At 71.9% G+C, this 19,985-nt stretch carries 32 protein-coding genes; 28 read left to right on the top strand and 4 right to left on the bottom strand.

The features are described from left to right. Positions 1–9: 9 nt before the first annotated feature. Entirely contained in the window at positions 10–1,638 is a 1,629-nt protein-coding gene (locus ACQZ2A_RS02375) for a ComEC/Rec2 family competence protein (protein WP_430206896.1), read from the bottom strand. A gap of 2 nt (positions 1,639–1,640) precedes the next feature. Here ACQZ2A_RS02375 and ACQZ2A_RS02370 point away from each other — a divergent pair, with 2 nt between their 5' ends. Further along, positions 1,641–3,041, top strand: a complete 1,401-nt coding sequence (locus tag ACQZ2A_RS02370) for a recombinase family protein (RefSeq protein ID WP_430206895.1) — start codon at positions 1,641–1,643, stop codon at positions 3,039–3,041. On the opposite strand, the gene ACQZ2A_RS02365 is transcribed toward ACQZ2A_RS02370, so the two are convergent. The 3 genes from ACQZ2A_RS02365 to ACQZ2A_RS02355 all read right to left on the bottom strand — a co-directional run bounded on the left by ACQZ2A_RS02365 (position 3,025) and on the right by ACQZ2A_RS02355 (position 4,405). Then, the gene (locus ACQZ2A_RS02365; RefSeq protein WP_430206894.1) at positions 3,025–3,258 is read right to left on the bottom strand and encodes a DUF3263 domain-containing protein; all 234 of its coding nucleotides are present in this window, start codon (positions 3,256–3,258) and stop codon (positions 3,025–3,027) included. The two genes, ACQZ2A_RS02370 and ACQZ2A_RS02365, sit on opposite strands and share 17 nt — an antisense overlap. Continuing rightward, the gene (locus ACQZ2A_RS02360) at positions 3,255–3,611 is read right to left on the bottom strand and encodes an ImmA/IrrE family metallo-endopeptidase (protein ID WP_430206893.1); all 357 of its coding nucleotides are present in this window, start codon (positions 3,609–3,611) and stop codon (positions 3,255–3,257) included. The genes ACQZ2A_RS02365 and ACQZ2A_RS02360 overlap by 4 nt, the downstream gene beginning before the upstream one ends. 101 nt (positions 3,612–3,712) lie before the next feature. Next, positions 3,713–4,405: a hypothetical protein gene (locus ACQZ2A_RS02355; protein WP_430206892.1), complete on the bottom strand. Its 693-nt coding sequence runs from the start codon at positions 4,403–4,405 to the stop codon at positions 3,713–3,715. 222 nt (positions 4,406–4,627) lie between these two features. Here ACQZ2A_RS02355 and ACQZ2A_RS02350 point away from each other — a divergent pair, with 222 nt between their 5' ends. The 27 genes from ACQZ2A_RS02350 to ACQZ2A_RS02220 all read left to right on the top strand — a co-directional run bounded on the left by ACQZ2A_RS02350 (position 4,628) and on the right by ACQZ2A_RS02220 (position 19,940). Next, positions 4,628–4,864 carry a helix-turn-helix transcriptional regulator gene (locus tag ACQZ2A_RS02350; protein ID WP_430206891.1) on the top strand — a complete coding sequence of 79 codons (237 nt, stop codon included), beginning with the start codon at positions 4,628–4,630 and terminating at the stop codon, positions 4,862–4,864. Next, the gene (locus ACQZ2A_RS02345; protein ID WP_430206890.1) at positions 4,861–5,016 is read left to right on the top strand and encodes a hypothetical protein; all 156 of its coding nucleotides are present in this window, start codon (positions 4,861–4,863) and stop codon (positions 5,014–5,016) included. The genes ACQZ2A_RS02350 and ACQZ2A_RS02345 overlap by 4 nt, the downstream gene beginning before the upstream one ends. 167 nt (positions 5,017–5,183) lie before the next feature. Further along, the gene (locus ACQZ2A_RS02340) at positions 5,184–5,582 is read left to right on the top strand and encodes a hypothetical protein (protein ID WP_430206889.1); all 399 of its coding nucleotides are present in this window, start codon (positions 5,184–5,186) and stop codon (positions 5,580–5,582) included. Beyond that, a complete protein-coding gene (locus ACQZ2A_RS02335) occupies positions 5,579–6,001 on the top strand; it encodes a hypothetical protein (RefSeq protein ID WP_430206888.1) in 423 nt (140 codons plus the stop codon). The genes ACQZ2A_RS02340 and ACQZ2A_RS02335 overlap by 4 nt, the downstream gene beginning before the upstream one ends. 5 nt (positions 6,002–6,006) lie before the next feature. Then, complete coding sequence (locus ACQZ2A_RS02330; protein ID WP_430206887.1) at positions 6,007–6,381, top strand: hypothetical protein; 375 nt, start codon at positions 6,007–6,009, stop codon at positions 6,379–6,381. Next, a complete protein-coding gene (locus ACQZ2A_RS02325) occupies positions 6,378–6,683 on the top strand; it encodes a hypothetical protein (RefSeq protein ID WP_430206886.1) in 306 nt (101 codons plus the stop codon). Before ACQZ2A_RS02330 ends, ACQZ2A_RS02325 begins: the two co-directional genes overlap by 4 nt. Further along, positions 6,683–7,630, top strand: a complete 948-nt coding sequence (locus ACQZ2A_RS02320; RefSeq protein WP_430206885.1) for a hypothetical protein — start codon at positions 6,683–6,685, stop codon at positions 7,628–7,630. The genes ACQZ2A_RS02325 and ACQZ2A_RS02320 overlap by 1 nt, the downstream gene beginning before the upstream one ends. A gap of 2 nt (positions 7,631–7,632) precedes the next feature. Beyond that, positions 7,633–8,754, top strand: coding sequence for a hypothetical protein (locus ACQZ2A_RS02315; RefSeq protein WP_430206884.1), 1,122 nt, complete (start codon positions 7,633–7,635; stop codon positions 8,752–8,754). After that, on the top strand, positions 8,751–9,065 hold the full coding sequence (locus ACQZ2A_RS02310) for a hypothetical protein (RefSeq protein ID WP_430206883.1): 315 nt from the start codon (positions 8,751–8,753) through the stop codon (positions 9,063–9,065). The genes ACQZ2A_RS02315 and ACQZ2A_RS02310 overlap by 4 nt, the downstream gene beginning before the upstream one ends. Beyond that, positions 9,062–9,814 carry an exonuclease domain-containing protein gene (locus tag ACQZ2A_RS02305; RefSeq protein WP_430206882.1) on the top strand — a complete coding sequence of 251 codons (753 nt, stop codon included), beginning with the start codon at positions 9,062–9,064 and terminating at the stop codon, positions 9,812–9,814. Before ACQZ2A_RS02310 ends, ACQZ2A_RS02305 begins: the two co-directional genes overlap by 4 nt. Further along, positions 9,814–10,287 carry a hypothetical protein gene (locus ACQZ2A_RS02300; RefSeq protein WP_430206881.1) on the top strand — a complete coding sequence of 158 codons (474 nt, stop codon included), beginning with the start codon at positions 9,814–9,816 and terminating at the stop codon, positions 10,285–10,287. Before ACQZ2A_RS02305 ends, ACQZ2A_RS02300 begins: the two co-directional genes overlap by 1 nt. Next, a complete protein-coding gene (locus ACQZ2A_RS02295) occupies positions 10,287–10,586 on the top strand; it encodes a hypothetical protein (RefSeq protein WP_430206880.1) in 300 nt (99 codons plus the stop codon). The genes ACQZ2A_RS02300 and ACQZ2A_RS02295 overlap by 1 nt, the downstream gene beginning before the upstream one ends. Further along, positions 10,583–11,059, top strand: coding sequence for a RusA family crossover junction endodeoxyribonuclease (locus ACQZ2A_RS02290; RefSeq protein WP_430206879.1), 477 nt, complete (start codon positions 10,583–10,585; stop codon positions 11,057–11,059). Before ACQZ2A_RS02295 ends, ACQZ2A_RS02290 begins: the two co-directional genes overlap by 4 nt. Further along, on the top strand, positions 11,059–11,385 hold the full coding sequence (locus ACQZ2A_RS02285; protein ID WP_430206878.1) for a hypothetical protein: 327 nt from the start codon (positions 11,059–11,061) through the stop codon (positions 11,383–11,385). Before ACQZ2A_RS02290 ends, ACQZ2A_RS02285 begins: the two co-directional genes overlap by 1 nt. Beyond that, positions 11,382–12,485, top strand: a complete 1,104-nt coding sequence (locus tag ACQZ2A_RS02280) for a helix-turn-helix transcriptional regulator (protein ID WP_430206877.1) — start codon at positions 11,382–11,384, stop codon at positions 12,483–12,485. The genes ACQZ2A_RS02285 and ACQZ2A_RS02280 overlap by 4 nt, the downstream gene beginning before the upstream one ends. 25 nt (positions 12,486–12,510) lie before the next feature. Beyond that, on the top strand, positions 12,511–12,915 hold the full coding sequence (locus ACQZ2A_RS02275) for a hypothetical protein (RefSeq protein WP_430206876.1): 405 nt from the start codon (positions 12,511–12,513) through the stop codon (positions 12,913–12,915). Between the two features lie 3 nt (positions 12,916–12,918). Further along, positions 12,919–13,791 carry a DUF2303 family protein gene (locus ACQZ2A_RS02270; RefSeq protein ID WP_430206875.1) on the top strand — a complete coding sequence of 291 codons (873 nt, stop codon included), beginning with the start codon at positions 12,919–12,921 and terminating at the stop codon, positions 13,789–13,791. 97 nt (positions 13,792–13,888) lie between these two features. Beyond that, entirely contained in the window at positions 13,889–14,248 is a 360-nt protein-coding gene (locus ACQZ2A_RS02265; protein WP_430206874.1) for a hypothetical protein, read from the top strand. Beyond that, positions 14,245–15,819: an AAA family ATPase gene (locus ACQZ2A_RS02260; RefSeq protein ID WP_430206873.1), complete on the top strand. Its 1,575-nt coding sequence runs from the start codon at positions 14,245–14,247 to the stop codon at positions 15,817–15,819. Before ACQZ2A_RS02265 ends, ACQZ2A_RS02260 begins: the two co-directional genes overlap by 4 nt. Positions 15,820–16,016: 197 nt before the next feature. Continuing rightward, complete coding sequence (locus ACQZ2A_RS02255; RefSeq protein ID WP_430206872.1) at positions 16,017–16,406, top strand: hypothetical protein; 390 nt, start codon at positions 16,017–16,019, stop codon at positions 16,404–16,406. Then, a complete protein-coding gene (locus tag ACQZ2A_RS02250) occupies positions 16,403–16,672 on the top strand; it encodes a hypothetical protein (RefSeq protein ID WP_430206871.1) in 270 nt (89 codons plus the stop codon). The genes ACQZ2A_RS02255 and ACQZ2A_RS02250 overlap by 4 nt, the downstream gene beginning before the upstream one ends. Next, positions 16,669–17,259 carry a hypothetical protein gene (locus ACQZ2A_RS02245; RefSeq protein ID WP_430206870.1) on the top strand — a complete coding sequence of 197 codons (591 nt, stop codon included), beginning with the start codon at positions 16,669–16,671 and terminating at the stop codon, positions 17,257–17,259. The genes ACQZ2A_RS02250 and ACQZ2A_RS02245 overlap by 4 nt, the downstream gene beginning before the upstream one ends. A gap of 3 nt (positions 17,260–17,262) precedes the next feature. Next, positions 17,263–17,457 (top strand): hypothetical protein, encoded by a 195-nt coding sequence (locus ACQZ2A_RS02240; protein ID WP_430206869.1) that lies wholly within the window; start codon positions 17,263–17,265, stop codon positions 17,455–17,457. Beyond that, on the top strand, positions 17,454–17,918 hold the full coding sequence (locus ACQZ2A_RS02235) for a hypothetical protein (RefSeq protein ID WP_430206868.1): 465 nt from the start codon (positions 17,454–17,456) through the stop codon (positions 17,916–17,918). The genes ACQZ2A_RS02240 and ACQZ2A_RS02235 overlap by 4 nt, the downstream gene beginning before the upstream one ends. Next, a complete protein-coding gene (locus tag ACQZ2A_RS02230; RefSeq protein WP_430206867.1) occupies positions 17,915–18,595 on the top strand; it encodes a hypothetical protein in 681 nt (226 codons plus the stop codon). Before ACQZ2A_RS02235 ends, ACQZ2A_RS02230 begins: the two co-directional genes overlap by 4 nt. Then, a complete protein-coding gene (locus ACQZ2A_RS02225; RefSeq protein ID WP_430206866.1) occupies positions 18,595–19,011 on the top strand; it encodes a hypothetical protein in 417 nt (138 codons plus the stop codon). Before ACQZ2A_RS02230 ends, ACQZ2A_RS02225 begins: the two co-directional genes overlap by 1 nt. Further along, complete coding sequence (locus tag ACQZ2A_RS02220) at positions 19,008–19,940, top strand: hypothetical protein (protein ID WP_430206865.1); 933 nt, start codon at positions 19,008–19,010, stop codon at positions 19,938–19,940. The genes ACQZ2A_RS02225 and ACQZ2A_RS02220 overlap by 4 nt, the downstream gene beginning before the upstream one ends. The last annotated feature ends 45 nt before the right edge of the window (positions 19,941–19,985 follow it).

Raw genomic sequence — 19,985 nt, 5'->3', positions numbered from 1 at the left:
GGCGCGGTCTCACCGGGTCGTGACCACCCGCACCTCTCCCCCGTGCTCGACGAGCGCGACGTCGCCGCGCTGGTCGGTGCGGTAGACCGCGTACCCCAACCGGCGCAGCAGCGCGAGGTGCTCGGCGGTCGGGTGGCCGTAGTCGTTGTCCGCGCCGACGCTGATGACGCCGACCGGCGCGCGGACGGCGGCCATCAGCTCGTCGTCGAGGTTGGCGCTGCCGTGGTGCGGGGTCTTGACCAGCTCGAAGCCGCGGGCGGCGGCCGACATCGCGGGGTCGCGTCGCAACCGGAGCAGGAGGTCGTGGGCGGACTCGCGCTCGACGTCGCCGAGCAGCAGCGCGTCGACTCCTCCGGTGTGGGCGGCAAGGACGACGCTCGCGTTGTTGGGCACCGACCCCTCCCCGATCCGTCGCCAGGGGCTCCACACCACGGCGTCGAGCTCGCCGAGGGTCAGCCGGTCCCCCGCGTGCAGCGCCGTCACGGGCACCCCGGCGTCGCGGGCCATCCGGTCGACGGCCGCCGCGCCCTGCTCGGGCTCGCGCACCGGGCACACGAGGAGCCGGAGCACCGTGCGCCCCCGCAACGCACCGGCCAGGCCGTCGACGTGGTCGGCGTGGAAATGGGTGAGGACCACGGCGTCGAGGGTGCGCACGCCGAGCCGGTCGAGGCAACCGTCGACGAGCGGCGGGTCCGGTCCGGCGTCGACGAGGACGGCGCGACCCGGGCCGGTGCGCAGGACGACGGCGTCGCCCTGCCCGACGTCGCAGACGACGACCCGCCAGCCGTCCGGCGGCCAGGTGACGACCCGGGTCGGGACGAGCACCGCACCCACCAGCGCGACGACGCCGAAGGCCACGACCGGATGCCTGCCCACCCCTGCCACCAGGGGACGGCCGGTGAGCAGGACGAGGACGAGCAGCGCCGCCAGGAGCAGGGCCCCCGGCGGGCCGTCGGGCCACGGCAGGGTGCCGCCGGGGACCTCGGCGAAGACCCGCGCCACCCGGGCGATGACCGCCGTCGGCACCACCCCGACCCACGCCACGAGCTCTGCGCCGCGGGCCCAGACGAGGGACACGAGGGCCGCCGACACCCCCGCGACGGTGGCCACCGGCACGAGCGGCGCCGCGAGCAGGTTGGCGACCACGCCCACGAGGCTGACCGAGCCCTGGAGCAGGACGACGACGGGCGCCGTCATGGCCTGGGCCGCCAGGGGCACGGCGAGCGCCGGCCCGAGCGGGGCTAGCCGCCGCGGTAGGCGGGCGCCGACGGCCTCCCCCCAGGGCCGGGTGAAGAGCAGCAGCCCGAGGGTGGCCAGCGTGGAGAGCGCGAAGCCGAAGGAGCGGGCCAGCCACGGGTCGAGGACGAGTACGACGAGCACCGCGCCGCCGAGCACGGGCAGCCCGGCCGACCGGCGCGAGCGGCTCAGGCCGAGCAGGCCGATGGCGCCCATCGCCGCCGCCCGCACGACGCTGGGCTCGGGGCGGGCGAGCACGACGAAGCCGGCGAGCGCGACCGCGGCGAGCACCGGTCGGGCGCGCCGCGGCACACCGAGCACCGCGCACAGCCCGAGCACCATCGCGATCACCACCGCGACGTTGCTGCCTATCAATGTCGGCTGGTAGTAGTAATGTAGCACCCATGCGCGCAGGGATCCAGGCCAGAGTTAGCCTCGACCGGAACGGCCGCTCGGTGCCCGAGCAGGTCGACGAGTGCAAGGCCTGGGCCGCCCGCGAGGGCTGGGACGTCGTCGAGGTCATCACCGAGACCGGGTCCGCCTCTCGCTTCGCCCGCTCCACCCAGGCACGCACCCGATGGGACGACGTCGTCGCCCTCGTCGCCTCCGGCCGCATCGACATCCTCCTCACCTGGGAGGCGTCCCGCGCCACCCGCCAGCTCGAGGAGTACGCCGAGCTGCGCAACCTCTGCGCGAAGCACGGGGTGAAGTGGGGCTACTCCGGCACCGTCTACGACCTCACCGAGCGCGACGCCCGCTTCCGCACCGGCCTTGACGCCCTGCTCGCCGAGGACGAGTCCGCGCGCACCAGCGAGCGGATCCAGCGGGCCGTGCGCGCCCGGGCGGCCGCCGGCACTCCCCACGGCAAGCTGCCCTACGGCTACCGTCGCGAGTACGACCCCCAGTCCGGCGCCCTCCTGCGCCAGGTCCCCGACGAGACCACCGGCCCCATCGCCCGCGAGATCATCACCCGCGTCGCTTCGGGCGACTCGTTCTACGCCGTCGCCGCTGACCTCACCGATCGCGGCGTCCCACTCCCGCGGCCAGCCCGCGGCCGGCACAACGCTGGCGACTGGCTCTCCACCACCGTCAAGCGGATCGCCCTCTCCCCCACCTACGCCGGCCTGCGCGTCCACAAGGGCGAGGTCGTCGGCGAGGCCACATGGCCCGCCCTCGTCGACCGAGCCACCCACGAGCGCGCCGTCGCAGCCATCGAGAACGCCGCCGCCGGCCGGCCGCGCCTCGACCGCACCGTCAAGCACCTCCTCACCGGCATCGCCAGGTGCGGGGTCTGCGGAGGACCCGTCGTCCACCACGTCAACCGCGGCCGCTACGCCGCCTACATCTGCCGGACCCGGTTCTGTGTCACCCGAACCGCCGACCCGGCCGAGCAGCACGTCACCGCCCTCCTCCTCGAGCTCCTGGCGCTCCTCGACGACACCACCCCCGCCGACACCGAGGACGCCGACGTCACCGCGGCGCGCGAGAAGGTCGCCGCCCTGCACACCAGGCGCAGCTCGTTCATCGACCAGGCCGCCGACGGCGCGCTCTCCGCCGCAGCCCTCGCCCGGGTTGAGGCGCGGCTCCTGCCGCAGATCGCTGACGCCGAGACCGAGCTGCGCGCCCTACAGCGCCCGCGCACCCTCGCCCGCTTCGACCTCAGCGACCCGCGCGCCCTCTGGGATGGCCTATCGATCATCGACCGGCGCGACCTCGTCGCGGCCACCGTCGACGTCACGATCCTGCCCAGCACCCCCGGACGGAGCTTCAAGCCGGAGACCGTCCGAGTCACCCCGCGCTGGTGAGCCGCCGCCCGCGGGACAGTCGGGCACGCCGCTGACGCAGGAGCCTGGCGTGGGCCGGCATGGTCACGACGAAGGCCGGGTCGTCGACGAGGGCGTTGAGCCGCTGCTGGTACCGCGTCATCGACAGGCCGTGCTCGGCGAGCACCGCCGCGGTCTTGCGGCCGTCGTCGACGCCCGGGAAGCGCCGCTCCATGGCGACGACGTCACTGAGCGTCATCCCTGCTCCTCCCTCATCGCCACGATCTTCGTTCTCTCACTCGGGTGCAGGTGCTCGAGCCGGACCTTGACGGTGTCCTCGTCGACCCACAGCTCGTCGGCCAGTTCGTGCAGGTTCCTGGCCCAGCGCAGCCCATCGAGCAACGCCGGGAACGGGATCAGCCTGCGCGCCACCGCGACGTGTACGTCACGCTCGACGGCCGGCGGCTGACACCCGCGGTGTCCGCGGCGCACGTGCTCGAGCTCGTGCTCGAGGGTGCAGCGCCGCTCGACCTGCAGCAGCCGGGAATCCAGCCAGATCCGGTCGCCGGCCGTCAGGCCCCACACCCCGGGCGCCAGCCGCGCGAAGTGCACGGTCAAGTGGCTCAGGGCGCGCAGCTCGCGCCAAGGATGGTGTGCCGCTTCTCGATCCCCCATGATGCGGCGACGCTAGGCGCCGCCACTGACAGGGCCGTTTAGACGCCGGCGTCGGCGTCCTGGTCTTCCCGTAGTTGCTGGCCGCGGCTCCGCTGGTTCGTCGTGCGGGCCGCGGCCAGATGGTTCGCTTCGGCGTCCAGAAGTTCGACGTTGCGGTAGTAGACCAACAGCGTTCGCGCCAGGTCCTCGCGACCGTTCTCCGAGAGGGTCTGGACCGCCTCGGCGTAGAGCTTCGCCTGAATCTCCGGATCGCTTTCCGCAAGCGACTCGTCCGGACTGCTTGTCTTCAGCTCGACTCGATGGCCGCCGATCAGGAAGTCGGGCCGAGCCCTCCTTGCCGGGACGATGTGCGCCAGGCTCCCCCTGGCGCGGGTGATGGCGGTTCCATCGGCTTGCTCCTGCTGCTCGGTCATCGCGAGGATGATCTCGGCGACCGCCTTCCTCTGGCGGTCGGTGAGCAGCGCAGCTTCGGCCGGCGGGTCCCACGACTTGAGCTCCTGGACGTTGAGCCACTTGGCGACGTCGTCGCCGAGCTCGCGCTGCAGGAGCAGCATCGTGTTCGCGTCGGCGCGGGTGGTCCCGTGGATGGCGTTCGAGATCGTCGTGGCGTGCAGGCCGGTCTTCCTGGCCAGGGCCGAGACGCTCGGACGACCTCCCCCACGACCGTCGACGAACCCGCGCTCGATGAGGCGGGCACGCCACGGGTCAGGGACCTCGCGCTGAGTGCTCACGTCTACGACCTTCCACGACCACCGGCCCAGCCGTCTAACGCGGCTGTAGACAAACAGGCTACAGATTCCACCCCTGTAACTCCCACTTGAGCAGGGTTCTTGCGCGGAACTTGACCTGATCTTGTAGACAAACCTGTCTAATACCCTCTAACGTCTTGCTCGACGTTCAGAGATCGTCTACAGTCAGGAGCAGCAGTGATCGAGACCACCTGGAGGTTGGACATGAGGCTCAAGGACCGCCTGATGCTCCGCCAGTACATGGACTACAAGCGCATGAAGATCCGCGAGCTGGCCAAGGCCGCCGGCGTCAGCCGCGCCACCATCGGCCACCTCCACTCGGGGAAGCGCAACACCTGCTCCCCCGCCACCGCCCGTCGCGTCGAGGAGGCCCTTGGCGCGCCCCCCGGCCTGCTCTTCGTGGTCACATCGTCTACCGTCCAGCGCGAGGTTGCAGCATGAGCAGCCAGCCCGAGACGCCGAAGGCCTGGGCCCGCCGCGTGCTGGCCGAGCACGGCCCTCCCCCACCCCACGTGCTCTCCCGGGTGCGAGCCATCCGCACGAGAGCCACCAAGCACGCCGCGAACCCGATGCCCCCGGGCGACGCGGCGTAGCCGGCCGGGGCGTGACTCCCCCTCCCGCCCCGGCCGGCATCCCAAGAACACCTCGGTGGACCTGTCAGGGGGATCCACCGAGGACCAGCACCACACCGACAGAAAGCCGGAGGCCGGGCCTCCCGACAAGAAGAACCCGGCCTCACGAACCACAAGGAGTGTCCCAGATGGGAAGCACCGACACCAGCAACAAGGCCGCGATGCAGCGGTCGATGGACTACATCGCGACCAACTCGACCCTGCTCACCGGCGCCTACCTCATGTCCGCCTGGGCTGGAGAGGTGAAGATCCAGGGCAACCGCATGGACGTCATCGAGCTCGTCCGCGTCCTTGGCCTCGCCTACGACGACGACCACACCACCGACACCGGCGTCGTCATCGCCACCTACCGCGGCGTCGACGGCGACATCGCCATCGACCTGGCCGTCTGCTACAGCCCCATGCTCGGCCAGTGCGACGTGTGCGACGACATGGCCACGGCGCCCCACCCGAAGCAGGACCACTACCTCACTCCGAAGCAGGCCGCGCACAACGACCGCGAGTCCTTCCAGGCGGTGACGGTATGACCACCCCGCAGCTCGAGGTCGACCGCATCGTCGAGAACACCGACGACGGCCACACCCACCACGTCCAGATCACCCTTTCCCCCGTCCAGTACCGGATGCTCGTCGGCGACATTGCCCGCCGCATCCACGCCATCCGCGGCGCCAACTCCGTCGCCATCTGGGCACTCATCCACCGCGCCGGCGAGCCCCGCTCCTCGGTGCTCCGCGAGGACGCCCTCAGCGACCTCCTCCAGATCCTCAACCTCCCGGCGCCCTCGGTCCTCATCGAGGCCGGCGAGGAGTTCGAGGAGCTGATGGCCGCGCTCGAGGAGGCCGGGGCCGAGCCGGCCCTGTGCGGGTGCGGCGCCGCCGTCGAGCGGCCCGGGTTCACCGAGTGCGGCGTGTGCGACGAGCGCCACGACACGCGACGGGCCGGGTGATCGCGATGACCGCCACTGCCACCTGGACCGAGGTCGAGCACCTCGACACCGCCGAGACCCTCCTGGTCTCCGGCTGGGCCCACTTTCTCACCCACGGCCAGACGCCGGAGTTCATCGCCGGGCTCATCGTCGCCGCTGTCCACTACGAGCCCCGCCTCGGCATGTCCATGGACGTCTGCGAGAAGCACGGTTGCTCAACCTTCGTCGACGAGGCCGCGCGTGACGAGCTCGGCCGGCTGTTCTGCTCCGAGGGCTGCCGTGACGAGCACGACTCCAACGTCTACGACGAGTGGGTCGAGCGGACCTACCTCTGCGGTGGCCCGACCCGCCGCGAGCCGTCCTACGAGATCGACCCCATGACCGGGCGGTGGGCGTCATGAGCCGCCTCGACCGCATCGTCATGTGGACCATCCGGCTGATGCTCCTGGCTGCGCTCGGCGCCCTCGCCGGCTGGGCCGCCGCGATCGTCGGCCTCGACGCCGCGACCACCGCCGCCGCGTTCACCCTCGGCCTCGGCTCCCTCGTCGTCGTCGGCATCGCCCTCGCGGTCGCCGCCATCCGCGACGAGATCAACCGGGCGCCGAAGCAGCCGGCCGCCCTCTCGGCCTACGACATCCGCTCCGGCCACGACTACTCCGCGCACAACGAGCAGGCCGCCGTGGCCGGGAAGCGACGTGCCTGATGACCAGCCCCCGCCACGCCGAGGCCACCGCCCTCGGCCGCTACTACACCCACCCGATCACCGCCGAGTCCCTCATCAGCGTCACCAACGTCCTGTCCGTCGGCTGCGCCAAGCCCGCCCTCGTCCCGTGGGCCGCCAAGATCGTCGCCGAGCACTCCTGGGACCTGCTCCCCCGCATGGCCGGCGCCCTGCGCGCCAAGGACTGTGGCGCCGGACCGAAGCGCGACCAGGCATGCGGCCGCTGCCGCGACTGCCTCACCCGCGAGCTCAAGGGCGAGGTGACCGTCGCCCGCGACAAGGCCAGTGACCTCGGCACCCGCGTCCACCACCTCGCCGAGCAGCACGTCCTCGGCGTCGAGGTCGCCGAGCAGGAGGGCGACGACGTCGCACGCCAGTACCTCGCCCAGTACCTCGCCTTCCTCGAGGGCTGGGGCGTCGACCTCGAGCACGACGTCGAGGCCGTCGAGGTCACCGTCGCCAACCCGCGGCTCGGGTACGCCGGCACGCTCGACCTCATCATCCGTCTCCCGCTCGACGGGTTCGTCGCCGGCCAGAAGGTCCAGCCCCTGCCCGACGGGAAGAAGAGCCTCTGGCTCGTCGACCTCAAGACCTCCGAGACCCGCGCCGCCACCAGCGTCTACGGGGAGTACGCCCTCCAGCTGGCCGCGCTGCGCTTCGCCTCCGAGGTCTGGCTGCCCGACGACACCACCGCTCCGATGGTCAAGGGCATCACCGGCGCTGCCGTGCTCAACCTGCGCCGCCGCACCTTCGAGCTCGTCCCCCTGCCCACCGGCAAGGCCGAGTTCGACGCGTTCCAGGGGTCGCTGGCCCTCTCGAAGTGGATGCACTCCACCGGCCACGACATCAACGGCGGCACCTACCGCCCCATCACCCGTACCGGAGCCGTCAAGCCCAAGCGCGGCGCCACCACCAGGAAGGCCGCCTGACCATGCCCATCATCACCACGCAGCGCCGCATGGCCGAGCACGGACGAATCCGCCTCGGCCAGAAGGTCACCGGCACCAGCCGCGCCGGCAAGGAGTACACCCGCCCCAGCAAGCTCGACCGGTTCCGCTTCACCTCGCCCAACCAGGGCCTCATCGAGCAGATCGCGCAGCGCTACGGCGGGACCGCCGCCCCCTGGGACAACGCCGGCAAGGCCGAGCACGAGGTCGTCAGCGACGCCCGCTCCATCCCCGTCATCGTCGTCAAGGGCGGCTTCTCCCAGTGGCATGAGTTCTGGACGGCCGGCGGGTGCAAGCACCGCTGCGACGGCGAGAAGGACCCGACCGGCGCCTACTGCGACCCCGACGACCCGAACCACATCGCCGCCATCGACAAGCCCACGACCCGCCTGTCGGTGATGCTCTCCGAGATCGAGTCCCTCGGCGTGTGGCGCATGGAGAGCAAGGGCTGGAACGCCGCGGCCGAGCTGCCGTCCATGGCCGAGCTCGCGATGCACGTGGGCGACCTGGTCCCGGCCACCCTGTCGCTGGCCGAGCGCTCCTCGATCATCGAGACGCAGAAGGGCCCGCAGACCTCGCGGTTCGTCGTGCCCGTGCTCGACCTGCACGTCACGAAGGCCCGCCTCGTCGAGCTGGTCGGTGGCCCGAACGGCGCCCCGCAGATCGGTGCCGCTCCTGCCGGCGGCGCCGCGCAGATCGAGGCCGCCCCGGCCGTGCCCGACTACGGCGACGACATCGCCGCCTGCACCACCGTCGACGAGGTCTCCTCGCTGTGGCGCCAGATCGCCGCGTCGGGGCACCTGTACGACCACGTGCGAGCCGCACTCATCGCCCGCGGTGACGCACTCCAGCCGGCCGCCGAGCCCGAGCCGCAGCCCAACGACGACGGCACCTATGACGCCGAGGAGGTTCCCGACGAGGACGCCTCCGGCGTCTGGATGCAGGTCCTGGCCGAGGCCGGCGAGCACGGCTGGACGAGCAACGCGCTCGTCTCCGCGTTCGAGCAGTGGGCCGCCATCCCGGTCTCCGACGGCAGCGGCGCGCAGTACCAGGAGTTCCTGGCGGCGCTGCGCCGTGGTGAGGTCGGGACCGAGGGGGCGGCGTGAGCGCTGACAACTGGGCCCGATGCCCCAAGTGCCTCGACCGCGCGCACGAGCAAGTGCTCGACCTCCAGGCGAAGGTCAACGCCTCCTACGGCGAGGTCTCCATCGAAGAGTTCGACCGCCTGCGCTCCGAGCTGAGCCGGCGCGCGATCGATCTCGACGACCCGACGTCGTTCCAGACTCTGCGCGAGGAGTACGAGTTCCACGGCGCCGAGCAGGGCAAGGTCACCGCCGCGTACGGGGCCGGGTGCACCGTCTGTGGCCTGTCGGCTTCCTTCTCTCACAGCCAGGTCATCTGGGAGCAGCAGTCATGAGCTGGCACACCGGGCCGTTGGCCCTCTTCGACCTGGAGACTACCGGCGTCGACCCCCACCGCGACCGCATCGTGACCGCAGCCGTCATCACCGCCGGCGGCGGCCGCCCCACGCAGAACCGGGAGTGGCTCGTCAACCCCGGCATCGACATTCCCGAGGGCGCGGCCGCCATCCACGGCATCACCACCGACCTCGCCCAGTCCGACGGCACCGACGCCCGCGACGGCGTCTGGGAGATCGCCGACACCCTCCTCGCCTGCATCAACGCCGGCGGCCGGCCCGTCGTCGGGCACAACATCACCTACGACCTCACCATGCTCTTCGCCGAGTGCGTCCGCCACGGCCACGACAGCTACGCCGAGCAGCTCACCCGCGTCCGGCCCGTCATCGACACCTTCGTCCTGGACAAGTGGGCCGACAAGTTCCGCAAGGGCTCCCGCAAGCTCGTCGACGTCGCCCGCCACTACGGCGTCGAGCTCTCCGAGATCGACGCGCACGGTGCCGCTGCTGACGCTCTGGCCGCCGGCCGGGTCGCATGGCACATCGCTCAGCGGTACCCGGGAGCGCAGATGGACCCGCTCGAGCTCCACGACTTCCTCGTCGAGGAGAAGCGCTACCAGGCCGAATCGTTCGGCAAGTACCTGGTCAAGCAGGGCAAGGTCGACGACGTCGCGCGGGAGTGGCCGATCCAGCCGTTCCCCGCCGGGTGGTCGCCCGAGCAGCTGCCGGCCGAGCGGGCGGTGGCCTGATGGGCACCTACGCTTCCGACACCTCCGTCTCGAGCGAGAAGTCCCGCAACGAGATCGAGCGCACCCTCGCGCGCTACGGCGCCTCGTCGTTCATGTACGGCTGGGAGGACCGGTACGCCGTCGTCGGCTTCGTCGTCGACTACCGCCGCGTCCGGTTCACCCTCCCGATGCCCGACCGCAACGCGCGCGAGTTCACCCACACACCGTCCCGTGGCAACCGCCGCTCCGACGCCCAGATCGCGGCCGCGTACGAGCAGGCCGTCCGGCAGCGCTGGCGCGCCCTCGCCCTCGTCGTCAAGGCGAAGCTCGAGGCCGTCGAGGCCGGGATCGTCACCTTCGACCAGGAGTTCGGCATGCACTTCCTCCTCCCGTCCGGCAAGACCGTCGCCGACGAGGTCCTCCCCGCGATGGTCGAGGCCTACCGACTCGGCCACATGCCCACCGGCGGCCTCCTCCAGATCGGGCGTGCGTGATGGCGCGCACGACGACCCGGCCCAGCAGCGACCTCGACGTCCGCGTCGACCTGCGCCGCGACACCCAGGGCAAGTGGCGCTGGCACGCCCGCGTCCCGGGCCACCTCCTCGCCGACTCCGGCGAGGGCTACTCCCGCCGCATCGACTGCCTGCACGGCGCCATGCGCGTCGTCGGTGTCCACAGGGTCGAGTGGCTCACCGAGCAGACCGGACGTGAGTCACGGATCTACGACTACGGACAGGCGTCCCGCGGCGCCTCCGTCGTCGAGTTCTACATCTGGAAACGGTGGGTCCGATGACCGACGTCCTCATCATCAGCGTCAACGGCACCCCCGGCGCTCAGGGCAGCAAGCGCCACGTCGGCCGCGGGGTCATGGTCGAGTCCAGCAAGAAGGTCAAGCCCTGGCGCTCCGACGTCAAGGACGCCGCCGAGCGCACCATCGCCAGCCTCGAGCACTTCGCGCCGTGGGCCGTCCTCGACGGGCCGCTCCACGCCTCCATCACCTTCCGGTTCCCCCGCCCGAAGGGCCACTACCGCACCGGGCGCAACGCGCACCTCCTGCGGGACAGCGCCCCCGTGTGGCCCACCAGCCGCGCCCTCGGCGACGTTGACAAGCTCGTCCGCTCCACCTTCGACGCCCTCGTCTCCGCCGGCGTCGCCGCCGACGACTCCCTCTTCGCCCGCGTCCTCGCCGAGAAGGTGTGGTGCAGCGACGGCCAGCCAGCCGGCGCGCTCATCCGCATCCGACCACTCACCGCGGCGGTGGCGTGATGCCCTGCACCGACACCGAGAAGTGCGGCCGCCCCCAGGACGGCCCCGGCCACCCACGCAAGGGCTGGATCCGCACCCACGTCGCCGGCACCTCCGGCTCCACCCGTTGGTGGTGCTCACTGCGCTGCCTCATCGCCGGCATGACCGGCGTTCCCGGCGCCGACCGCGACGACGTCGCCGCCTGCGTCACCTGCACCAACCGCCACGACCGCGACCACCGCTGCCCCGTCTGCGGCACCCGCCCCCAGCAGGTCCAGGGCGTCCCCACCGCGGCGACGCCGCGAACCGGTGGCCGGATCTTCCAGAACCTCGGGAGGTCCGCGTGAAGCGCTACACCGCCGGCCCCTGCGACACCTGCGGCTACGTCGCCGGACCGTCCAAGACCCAGCCTCTGGCCGAGCACGGCTTCCGCATCCACTCGTGCGCGAAGCGCCTGGCGCGCAAGGCCTCCGCCGCACGTGGCCGAGCGCGCGACGCTGCGGTCGACCGCACGCCCAAGCGGTGCGAGCACCCGCAGGCCCAGCACGAGCACGGCACTCATGCCTGCTACGTTCTCGACCGGTGCCGCTGCCGGCCCTGCGCCGCCGCCAACGCCCGGTACGAGCAGCAGCGGGCGCGCCGCCACGCCTACGGCCGGTTCGACACCTACGTCGACGCCCAGCCCGCTCGTGACCACGTGCGGCGCCTCATGGACGCCGGCGTCGGCCTTAAGCGCATCGCCGAAGTCGCCGGCGTCAGCCAGTCCGCCCTCGGCAAGCTCATCTACGGCGCGAAGGGCCGCCCGGCCACCGCCAGGGCCACCCGCCCCGTCGCCGACAAGATCCTCGCCGTCCGCCTCACCCTCGACACCTACGCCCCCGGGGCGCGCGTGCCCAACGTCGGCACCAAGCGCCGGCTCCAGGCCCTCATGGCCGGCGGCTGGTCCCAGACCCGGCTCGCCGAGCAGATCGGCATGGAGGTCCGGAACTTCAACCACCTCCTCCACGGCAAGCGGGCCGTGACCGCGCGCACCGCCCGCGCCGTGGCCGACCTTTATGACCATCTGTGGGACCAGGCGCCGCCTGCCACCAGCCGCTGGACCGCCGGCGGCATTACCCGCTCTCGGGGGTATGCCCTCGAGCACGGCTTCGCGCCGGCTGTCGCGTGGGACGACGACACCATCGACGACCCAAGCGCCACGCCCGACCTCGGCGAGACCGGCCCCAAGCGCGCCGGGCGTCCCGTCGAGCACGTCATCGAGGACATCGAGTTCCTCCTCGACCTCGAGCCGCTGGCCACTGCCGAGCAGATCGCGCAGCGCCTTCGTTACCGCGACCGCTCCGCCGTCCAGAACCTCCTGGCGCGCGCGGAGCGTCGGGACCTGCTCGACGTGCTCGCCCGCAATGCCTCCCTCATCACCGGCAGCGACTCCCGTCGCACCGCCTGACCACCACAGAAAGGACACCCACCACATGGCCGACCAGCCAGACCAGCCCCGCATCCGACCCTTCGCGGACTTCCTCCGCGAGCACGGACGCGGCCGCACCCACGACGAGCTCGGAGAGACCCTCCACCAGCTCATCGCCCGCGTGAAGGACACCGGCAAGAAGGGCGCCGTCACCCTCACCGTCGTCGTCGAGCCGATGAAGAAGGACGACCGCATGGTCGTCGTCTCCGACCAGATCAAGGTCAAGCTCCCCGAACACGACCGCCCCTCCGGCGTCTGGTTCGTCGGTCCCGACGGCAACCTTCAGCGCGACGACCCCGACCAGATGGCCTTCGACTCCCTGCGCGAGGTCCCGCCCCCGCCCGGGGTCGACCCGGCCACCGGCGAGGCCGACGCCTCCGTCCCGATCCCCACCACCCGGAAGGCCTGACCCATGGCAACCAGAGACCTCAGCACCGAGATCGAGGCCCGCATCGGCACCACCGAGGAGACCAGCGCCGCGCGCGTCGTGCGCGACCTGGCCTTCAAGGCCGCCGAGCCGACCGTTGTCAGCGAGGGCCTGTACCTCCTGAGCAGCGGCCAGACCGTCGATCTCCGCAAGGACCTCGAGCGGTTCGAGGAGCGCCCCCGGCGCAAGCGCGGCGGGTACACCGTCACCGACGCCACCTCGTTCGTCGCCTACCTCGCCAAGCACGCCCTCCCCCAGACCGAGCTCTGGGCCAACGACCGGGCCGGGACCGTCCGGGCCGTCGTCAACGCCCCCATGGGCGTCGTCGAGGACGGCGTCGAGGACTACGCCGGGTGGGAGGACCACACCGCCACCCTCGCCCTCCCCTTCACCAAGGACTGGCTCGAGTGGGTCGCCCGCGACGGGAAGATGCTCCCGCAGAACGAGTTCGCCGAGTTCATCGAGGACCACCTCCCCAACTTCGTCCAGCCGAGCGGCGCCGACATGCTCGAGCTCGCCCAGACCTTCCAGGCCAAGACCAAGGTCGACTTCGAGTCCAGCCAGCGCCTCAAGTCCGGCGAGACCCAGCTCACCTACGTCGAGGACACCACCGCGTCCGCCGGCAAGAAGGGCTCGCTCGCCATCCCCGACACCTTCGAGCTGGCGCTGCAGGTCCACGAGCGCGGCCCGATCTACCGGGTGAAGGCCCGCTTCCGGTACCGCATCAGCGGCGGGAACCTCTTCCTCGCCTACCGGCTCGACCGCATCGACGACGTCCGCCGGCACGCCTTCGACGAGGTCGTCACGCAGATCACCGCCGACACCGGCCGCGAGGTCTGGAACACCACCACCGGGTGACCCGCGAGCGCCGCGGCGGCCGGCCCCACTGAGCCGAGCGACCGGCCGCCGCGAGCCCCACCAGCACACCACCCGAACCAGCCCAGAGAGGCACTCCGTGACCGACCCTCGTCCAGCCGGCCCCGAGCTCTTCGATGCCACGCCCTGGCTCGTCGAGCCCGACAACGACGAGCCCCTCAGCGCCGACCGCCGCCGGACCCTCCGTCAGCGCAACGACATCGCCCTCGGCCGCCACCCCCTCGCCGGAGCGCCCATCCACGCCCAGGCACCCGCCGACGCAGCCCCCGGCGACCGCAGCCGCCCCTTCACCTGCGGCACCTGCACCCACCGCACCCGCCGGCGCGGCTACCCCAAGTGCGACCTCGCCCCCGACACCCACGGCGGTGGCACCGACCTCCGGCTCTGGTGGCCGGCCTGCACCCAGTACAACGACACCCCCGCCAGCGGTGACGCATGACCGACCGCCACCTCACCGTGGCCGACCTCGCCGAGCCACCACCGGACGAGCCACGCCCCGACGAGCGCACCCCACCCAACGACCACCGCGCCGAGCAGGCCGTCCTCGGCTCCATGCTCTTCGACCCACGCGGGGCCGTCGAGATCACCGGCGTCATCGACGGCCACCACTTCTACTACCCCCGCCACGAGACCATCTACGAAGCCCTGCGCAAGCGGGTCCACAGCCTCAAGCCCATCGAGCGCTACCTCCTGGCCAACGACCTGCGCGACGCCGGCACCCTCGCCCGGTGCGGCGGGACCGTCTACCTCGAGGAGCTCTACCAGCTCGGCATCGCCGTCCCCACCGACGCCGCCCTCCACTTCGCCGACGAGGTCCGCCGCACCGCCGCCCGCCGCCGCCTCGTCGAAGCCGGCACCCGCATCATGGCGCTCGGCTACACCCCCAGCGACACCCCACCAGCCGAGCTCCACCACACCGCCCTCGACACCCTCGAGCGCGACCTCATCCTCCAGCCCGTCCCCGGCGTCGACGAGGAGGTCGGCGACCGGTTCCTCGACTTCACCACCCTCTACACCACCCCACCCCAGCCGATCCCCTGGCTCATCGCCCCCATCCTCGCCGAGGGCCGCATCACCCTCCTCTACGCACCCGGCAAGGCCGGCAAGTCCCTCGTGGCCATGGAAGCCGCATGCGCCCTCGCCACCGGCGGTCTCGCCCTCACCCAGCGCACCCCCCACCACCCCGTCCACGTCCTCTACGTCGACCAAGAGCAGACCCCCGAGGACTGGCGCGACCGCACCCAGGCCATGGGCTACACCGTCCAGGACGCCGCCGAGCTCACCGAACACCTGCACGTCTCCAACCTCCAGGCGTGGGCCCCCCTCGACACCGTTGCCGGCGGCGCCCAGCTGCTCGCCGAGGTCCGACGCACCGGCGCACGCGTCGTCATCATCGACACCGTCTCCAAGGTCGTCGCCGGCGAGGAGAACAGCAACGACACCCACCAGGCGCTTTACCGCCACACCCTTGCCCCCCTCAAGCGCGAAGGCCTCGCAGTCCTCCTCCTCGACCACACCGGCAAGGACCTCGAGAAGGGCGCCCGCGGCGGCTCCGCGAAGACCGACAACATCGACATCGCCTACCAGCTCACCCCCCGCAGCCACGACAAGCTCACCCTCGCGCCCACCCACGTCCGGTTCCGCGACGACGCCACCAGCCGCACCATCACCCTCGTCCGGTCCACCATCCCCCGCCTCACCCACGTCGAGGACACCTGGAGCGACAGCACCAGCCCCGCCGCCGAGTTCCGGCCCACCCGCTTCATGGAGAAGATCAGCCGGCTCGTCGAGGCCACCCCCGGCCTGTCCAAGTCCGAGGTCCTCGACCTCGTCACCGGCCGCGCCGAGTACAAGCGCAAGGCCCTCGCCACCCTCATCGCCGAGGGCTACATCGAGGACGTCCGCGGCCAGCACAACAAGGCCACCCTCGGCGAGCTCAAGCCTTACCGCGAGGCCTCCGACCCCATGGCCTCCGACCGTCCCGACGGCGACCAGGACGGCACCCCGTGAGCGCTCTCCAGTTCGGTCCCCAGATAGGTCCCCAGTTAGGTCCAGACCTGTCCCACGGTGCCCCCACAGCAGTTGGGTCCGTCCGGTCCCTACCTCTACGAGGACCGGACCCAACTGCGGCCACCCCGCCGGACCCATCAGTTCGGTCCTCAGTTCAGTCCCCGACCCCGTCAACCACCACCACGAAGGAGCACCCCGTGAACGAGATCCAGCCGGCCGCCACTCCACCCCGGGACCTCGTCGACGTCGTCATCCAGCAGCTCGGCGACGCCCGTGACGTTCCGGGCTCGTCGGGCGCGCACGAGGTCGTGTACGTCGACTCGGCCCCGCGCATCCCCGGCCACCTGGGCACCACCGCCGCCCACGTCCACGTCCGCGGCACGGATGCGTGCCTGCGCCGCCCGGACGGGGTGGAGTGCCTGACACCGGCTGAGCTGCGGCTGCGGCTGGACGCGTTACGGCACTTGGCCCAGGAGCGCGCGACCGCGCTGTACATCAAGCGCGTCGTCTACCCGCACGAGGTGCTGGAACTCCTCGACCCTCCCGTCCTCGACGCCCCTTCCACCACCAAGGAGACCAACCGATGAGCGACACCCAGCAGACCAAGCGGCCGATCTACGCCACCTGCCCGCTGCCCCACTGCGACGCTGACCTTGGCATCGAGGTCAGCGCTTGGGACCCGATCGACGACCGCCCCGGCGCACACCTGCCCGATGCCCAGCACCCCCGCTACGGCTACTGGAAGCTGACCTGCGAACAGGGTCACGTCGTGGACGAGGGGGCGCACGAGGCAGACGGCCGTTCCGCCCTCGTCGGCCACCGCGTCGGACAGGTGCTCGGAGGCGTGCGATGACCGCCTCGGACGCTCACGACGACACCCAGGCCCGGCAGGCACGCCACGCCCACTGGGACGCGCTGGAGGAGCGGGCACGTGCAGCGACACCCGGACCGTGGGAGGCGGTCAGCGAGCACGGGCGCGACTACACCGACGAAGGCTGGTCGTACGTCGCCGTGCGCGCCGGGCGCATTGACCTCGCTGTCACCTATCCGCTCCCTGGTGGCTACGAGCACGACCAGCACGAGGCCGACGCCGCGCACATCGCGGGTGCTGACCCGGCCACGGTCCTCGCCCTCGTCGAGCAGGCACGCAAGGCCGACACGCTCCAACGGCAGGTCGACGCCGTGACGGCGCTGCGAGACGAGTGGCGCGCCGGACACGAGCCGGTCCACCACCTCGGCTACATCGCGGACCTCGACCGAGCCCTCGACGGTGCGGTCCCGGCCCCGCCCCAGAACCAGCCGCAACCCACCGACGAGGCGGAGGGGCGCGCTTTCCCGACGGGCGAATGCAAGGACGCCGAGCCCCACGGCAAGCACCTCGCCGAGGGGACGTACCGCTGCATCGGTCGCGCCGCCCGGCAGCAGGACGGGGGCGCGTGAGCCGTGAGCAACCGCACCGACCGATACCCGCCCTTCACGGCTAGCCCAGCCGACCAATGCGACATCCCGGGCTGCGACCAGACATCGGTCGCGCTCGTCGCCAACGACGAGCCGCTCCTGAGTTCCGACTACCTCGAACGTCAGGTCTGCCGCTGGCACGTCGCCAACCCGTTCCCGACCGAGGAGGCCACCCAATGACCGCCCTCCCGCCCGCCACCCCGGACGACGCGACACCGACCCCCGCGCCGCCACCCGACCGCATCGACACCATCGCGCGGGTGCGCGCCATCGGGCTGTACCACCGGCCCGCTGCCATCTCGGTCGAACGCGACACCCTGACCTGTCAATGCGGTCACGAGTCGGCGAACACCGACGGCCTCGAGGAGCACCGCGCAACGCTCATCGTCGACCTGTTCCTGACCGAACCGGCCGTGGTCCGTGCCCTCGCCGACCACCTCATGGAGAACCACCCCGACGTCACCGACTGGCGCACCACCCCCGGCGTGGCCGTCGGAGGCATCTACATCCGCCTCCCCGACGGCCGAGCGTCCTACATCCCCGCCGTCGCGCTCATCGGCGAGGACGGCGAGATCGACATCACGCCGACCGGCGAGAGCCGCCCCGTCACCATCGTCGACGACACCCAGGACCAGCCGTGAGCGCCACCCCGTGGGACTGCCCCGACTGCGGCGACACCCACCCCAAGGGCTGCCACGCCCACACCAACCTCAAGGACGACGACGGCCGCATCACCGGCCGCCGCGCCTGCAAGGCACCCGCCGTCACCGGCCTCACCGTCTGCTACCGCCACGGCGGTGCCACCGCCAAGGCCTCCGCCAAGGCCGCCACCGCACGCACCGAGCAGGCCGCCGCCCGCGAGGTCGCCCGCCTCGGCGTCAAGCTCGACGTCCACCCCGCCACCGCCCTCATCGACCTCGTCCAGTGGACCGCCGGCGAGGTCGCCTACTGGCGCGACGTCGTCACCGTCCTCGCCGAGGGCGGCCACGAGGCGCTCACGTGGGGCGTGACCAAGACCGAGCAGGGCACCGACCGCGACCAGGTCACCGACATCACCACCGAGCAGGCCGGCCAGCACATCGCCTACACGATGCTCGAGAAGGCCTCCGACCGGCTCGCCTCCTACGCCGCCGCCGCACTGCGCGCCGGCGTCGACGAGCGCCGCGTCCAGCTCGCCGAACGCCAGGGCGCCCTCGTCGCCGACGTCATCAAGGGCGTCCTCGACGCCCTGCACCTCACCCCCGAGCAGCTCGAGCTGGTGCCGACCGTGGTGCCCGCCCAGCTGCGCCTGCTCACCGCCACCAAGGAGATCGGCTGATGGCCAACCGCCGCCCCCGAGTCACCGCCCACCACCACCGCGAGGCCCTCACCCTCGACAAGCTCTGCGGCATCGGGGAGACCACACCGAGCGTCGACCTGGTCGTCGAGTTCGACCTGCACGACCACACCGGTGCCCTCATCGCCCTCGAGGCAGCCGTCGCCGACGTCCGAGCCCAGATCGAGGAGACACGGGAGCGGCCCACCTCGTCCGGCGGCTTCATCGACGGGTCTCCGGTCACCGTCGCCGTGCGCCCGGCCGGCCACGACGCCCAGAGCCACCCCCTCTTCTCCATCAACGGCGGTGAGCCCGAGCGCATCTACTCCGTCGACGACCTGCGCAAGCTCAGCGACCGCGACCTCGCCGACATGCTGCGCGCCCACGCCACCCCCACCGAGGAGACCCGCGACCGATGAGCCGCCGCCGTGAGTTCACCGAGCCCACCACCGACGACCTCCCCAGCACCCCCGTCGACGAGGTCCGCAAGGCCCTCGACACCATCGCCCGCGGGTGGCGCCACGTCCTGGACCCCATCCGCACCACCGGGGCCGGCGTCACCCAGACCGGCATCCGACCAGCCACCGAGGAGGAGCACGAGCTCCCACCCGACGCCCGCCTCGACACCCCCCGCGTCCTCGCGTTCTGGGTCCACGCCGCCCTCGACGAGTGGCCCACCATCCTCCAAACCCTCGTCGAGGGCGAGGACGGCCGGCACCGCCTCGAGACCACCGAGAGCATCGACTGCACCGACGTCCCGGCCATGGCCCGCCTCCTGCACCGCGAGGCCGACCGCATCGTCGCCTGGGTCGAGCCCGGCCACGACTTCGGGCGCACCTTCACCGAGGAGGTCACCGCCATCGCCCGCGCCGTCGAGCGCGTCGCCTGGCCACCCAAGGGCGACCGGCTCACCATCGGCGAGTGCCCGGACTGCGGCCGGCGCGTCCGGGTCAAGGCGCCCACCTGGCGCCAGCGGCCCGTGCGCGTCCCCGTGCCGACCACCGACCCCACCACCCTCGCCGAGTGGACGTGGATCGTCCCGGACAGCGCCGAGTGGGCGGCCGACCGGGACAAGCCGATCCGCTGCCGGTGCGGCCTCGAGGGCACGCTCGAGGAGTGGCGGGCCAGAATCGCCGGCCCGCCCAGGCTGCTCACGGCCGAGGAGCTCGTCGTCGAGGTCCGCACCCACCTCGGCCTGCGCTACCAGCCGGCCAGCGTCCGGCAGTGGCAGCGCCGCGGCTTCGTGCAGCGCGTCGACTACTCACCGCAGGGTCACGCCCGCTACGACCGCACCCAGGTGTTCGCCGCGCTCATCGCCCGCGAGAAACAGCGGGACCGCGCCTCGTGACGGGGTGCTTGACGAACGAATCACACCCGTGTCATTCTTCAGCCG

Source organism: Phycicoccus avicenniae (genome assembly GCF_050496545.1).
Classification (GTDB): domain Bacteria; phylum Actinomycetota; class Actinomycetes; order Actinomycetales; family Dermatophilaceae; genus Phycicoccus; species Phycicoccus avicenniae_A.
This window is presented reverse-complemented; position numbering and strand designations above follow the sequence as displayed.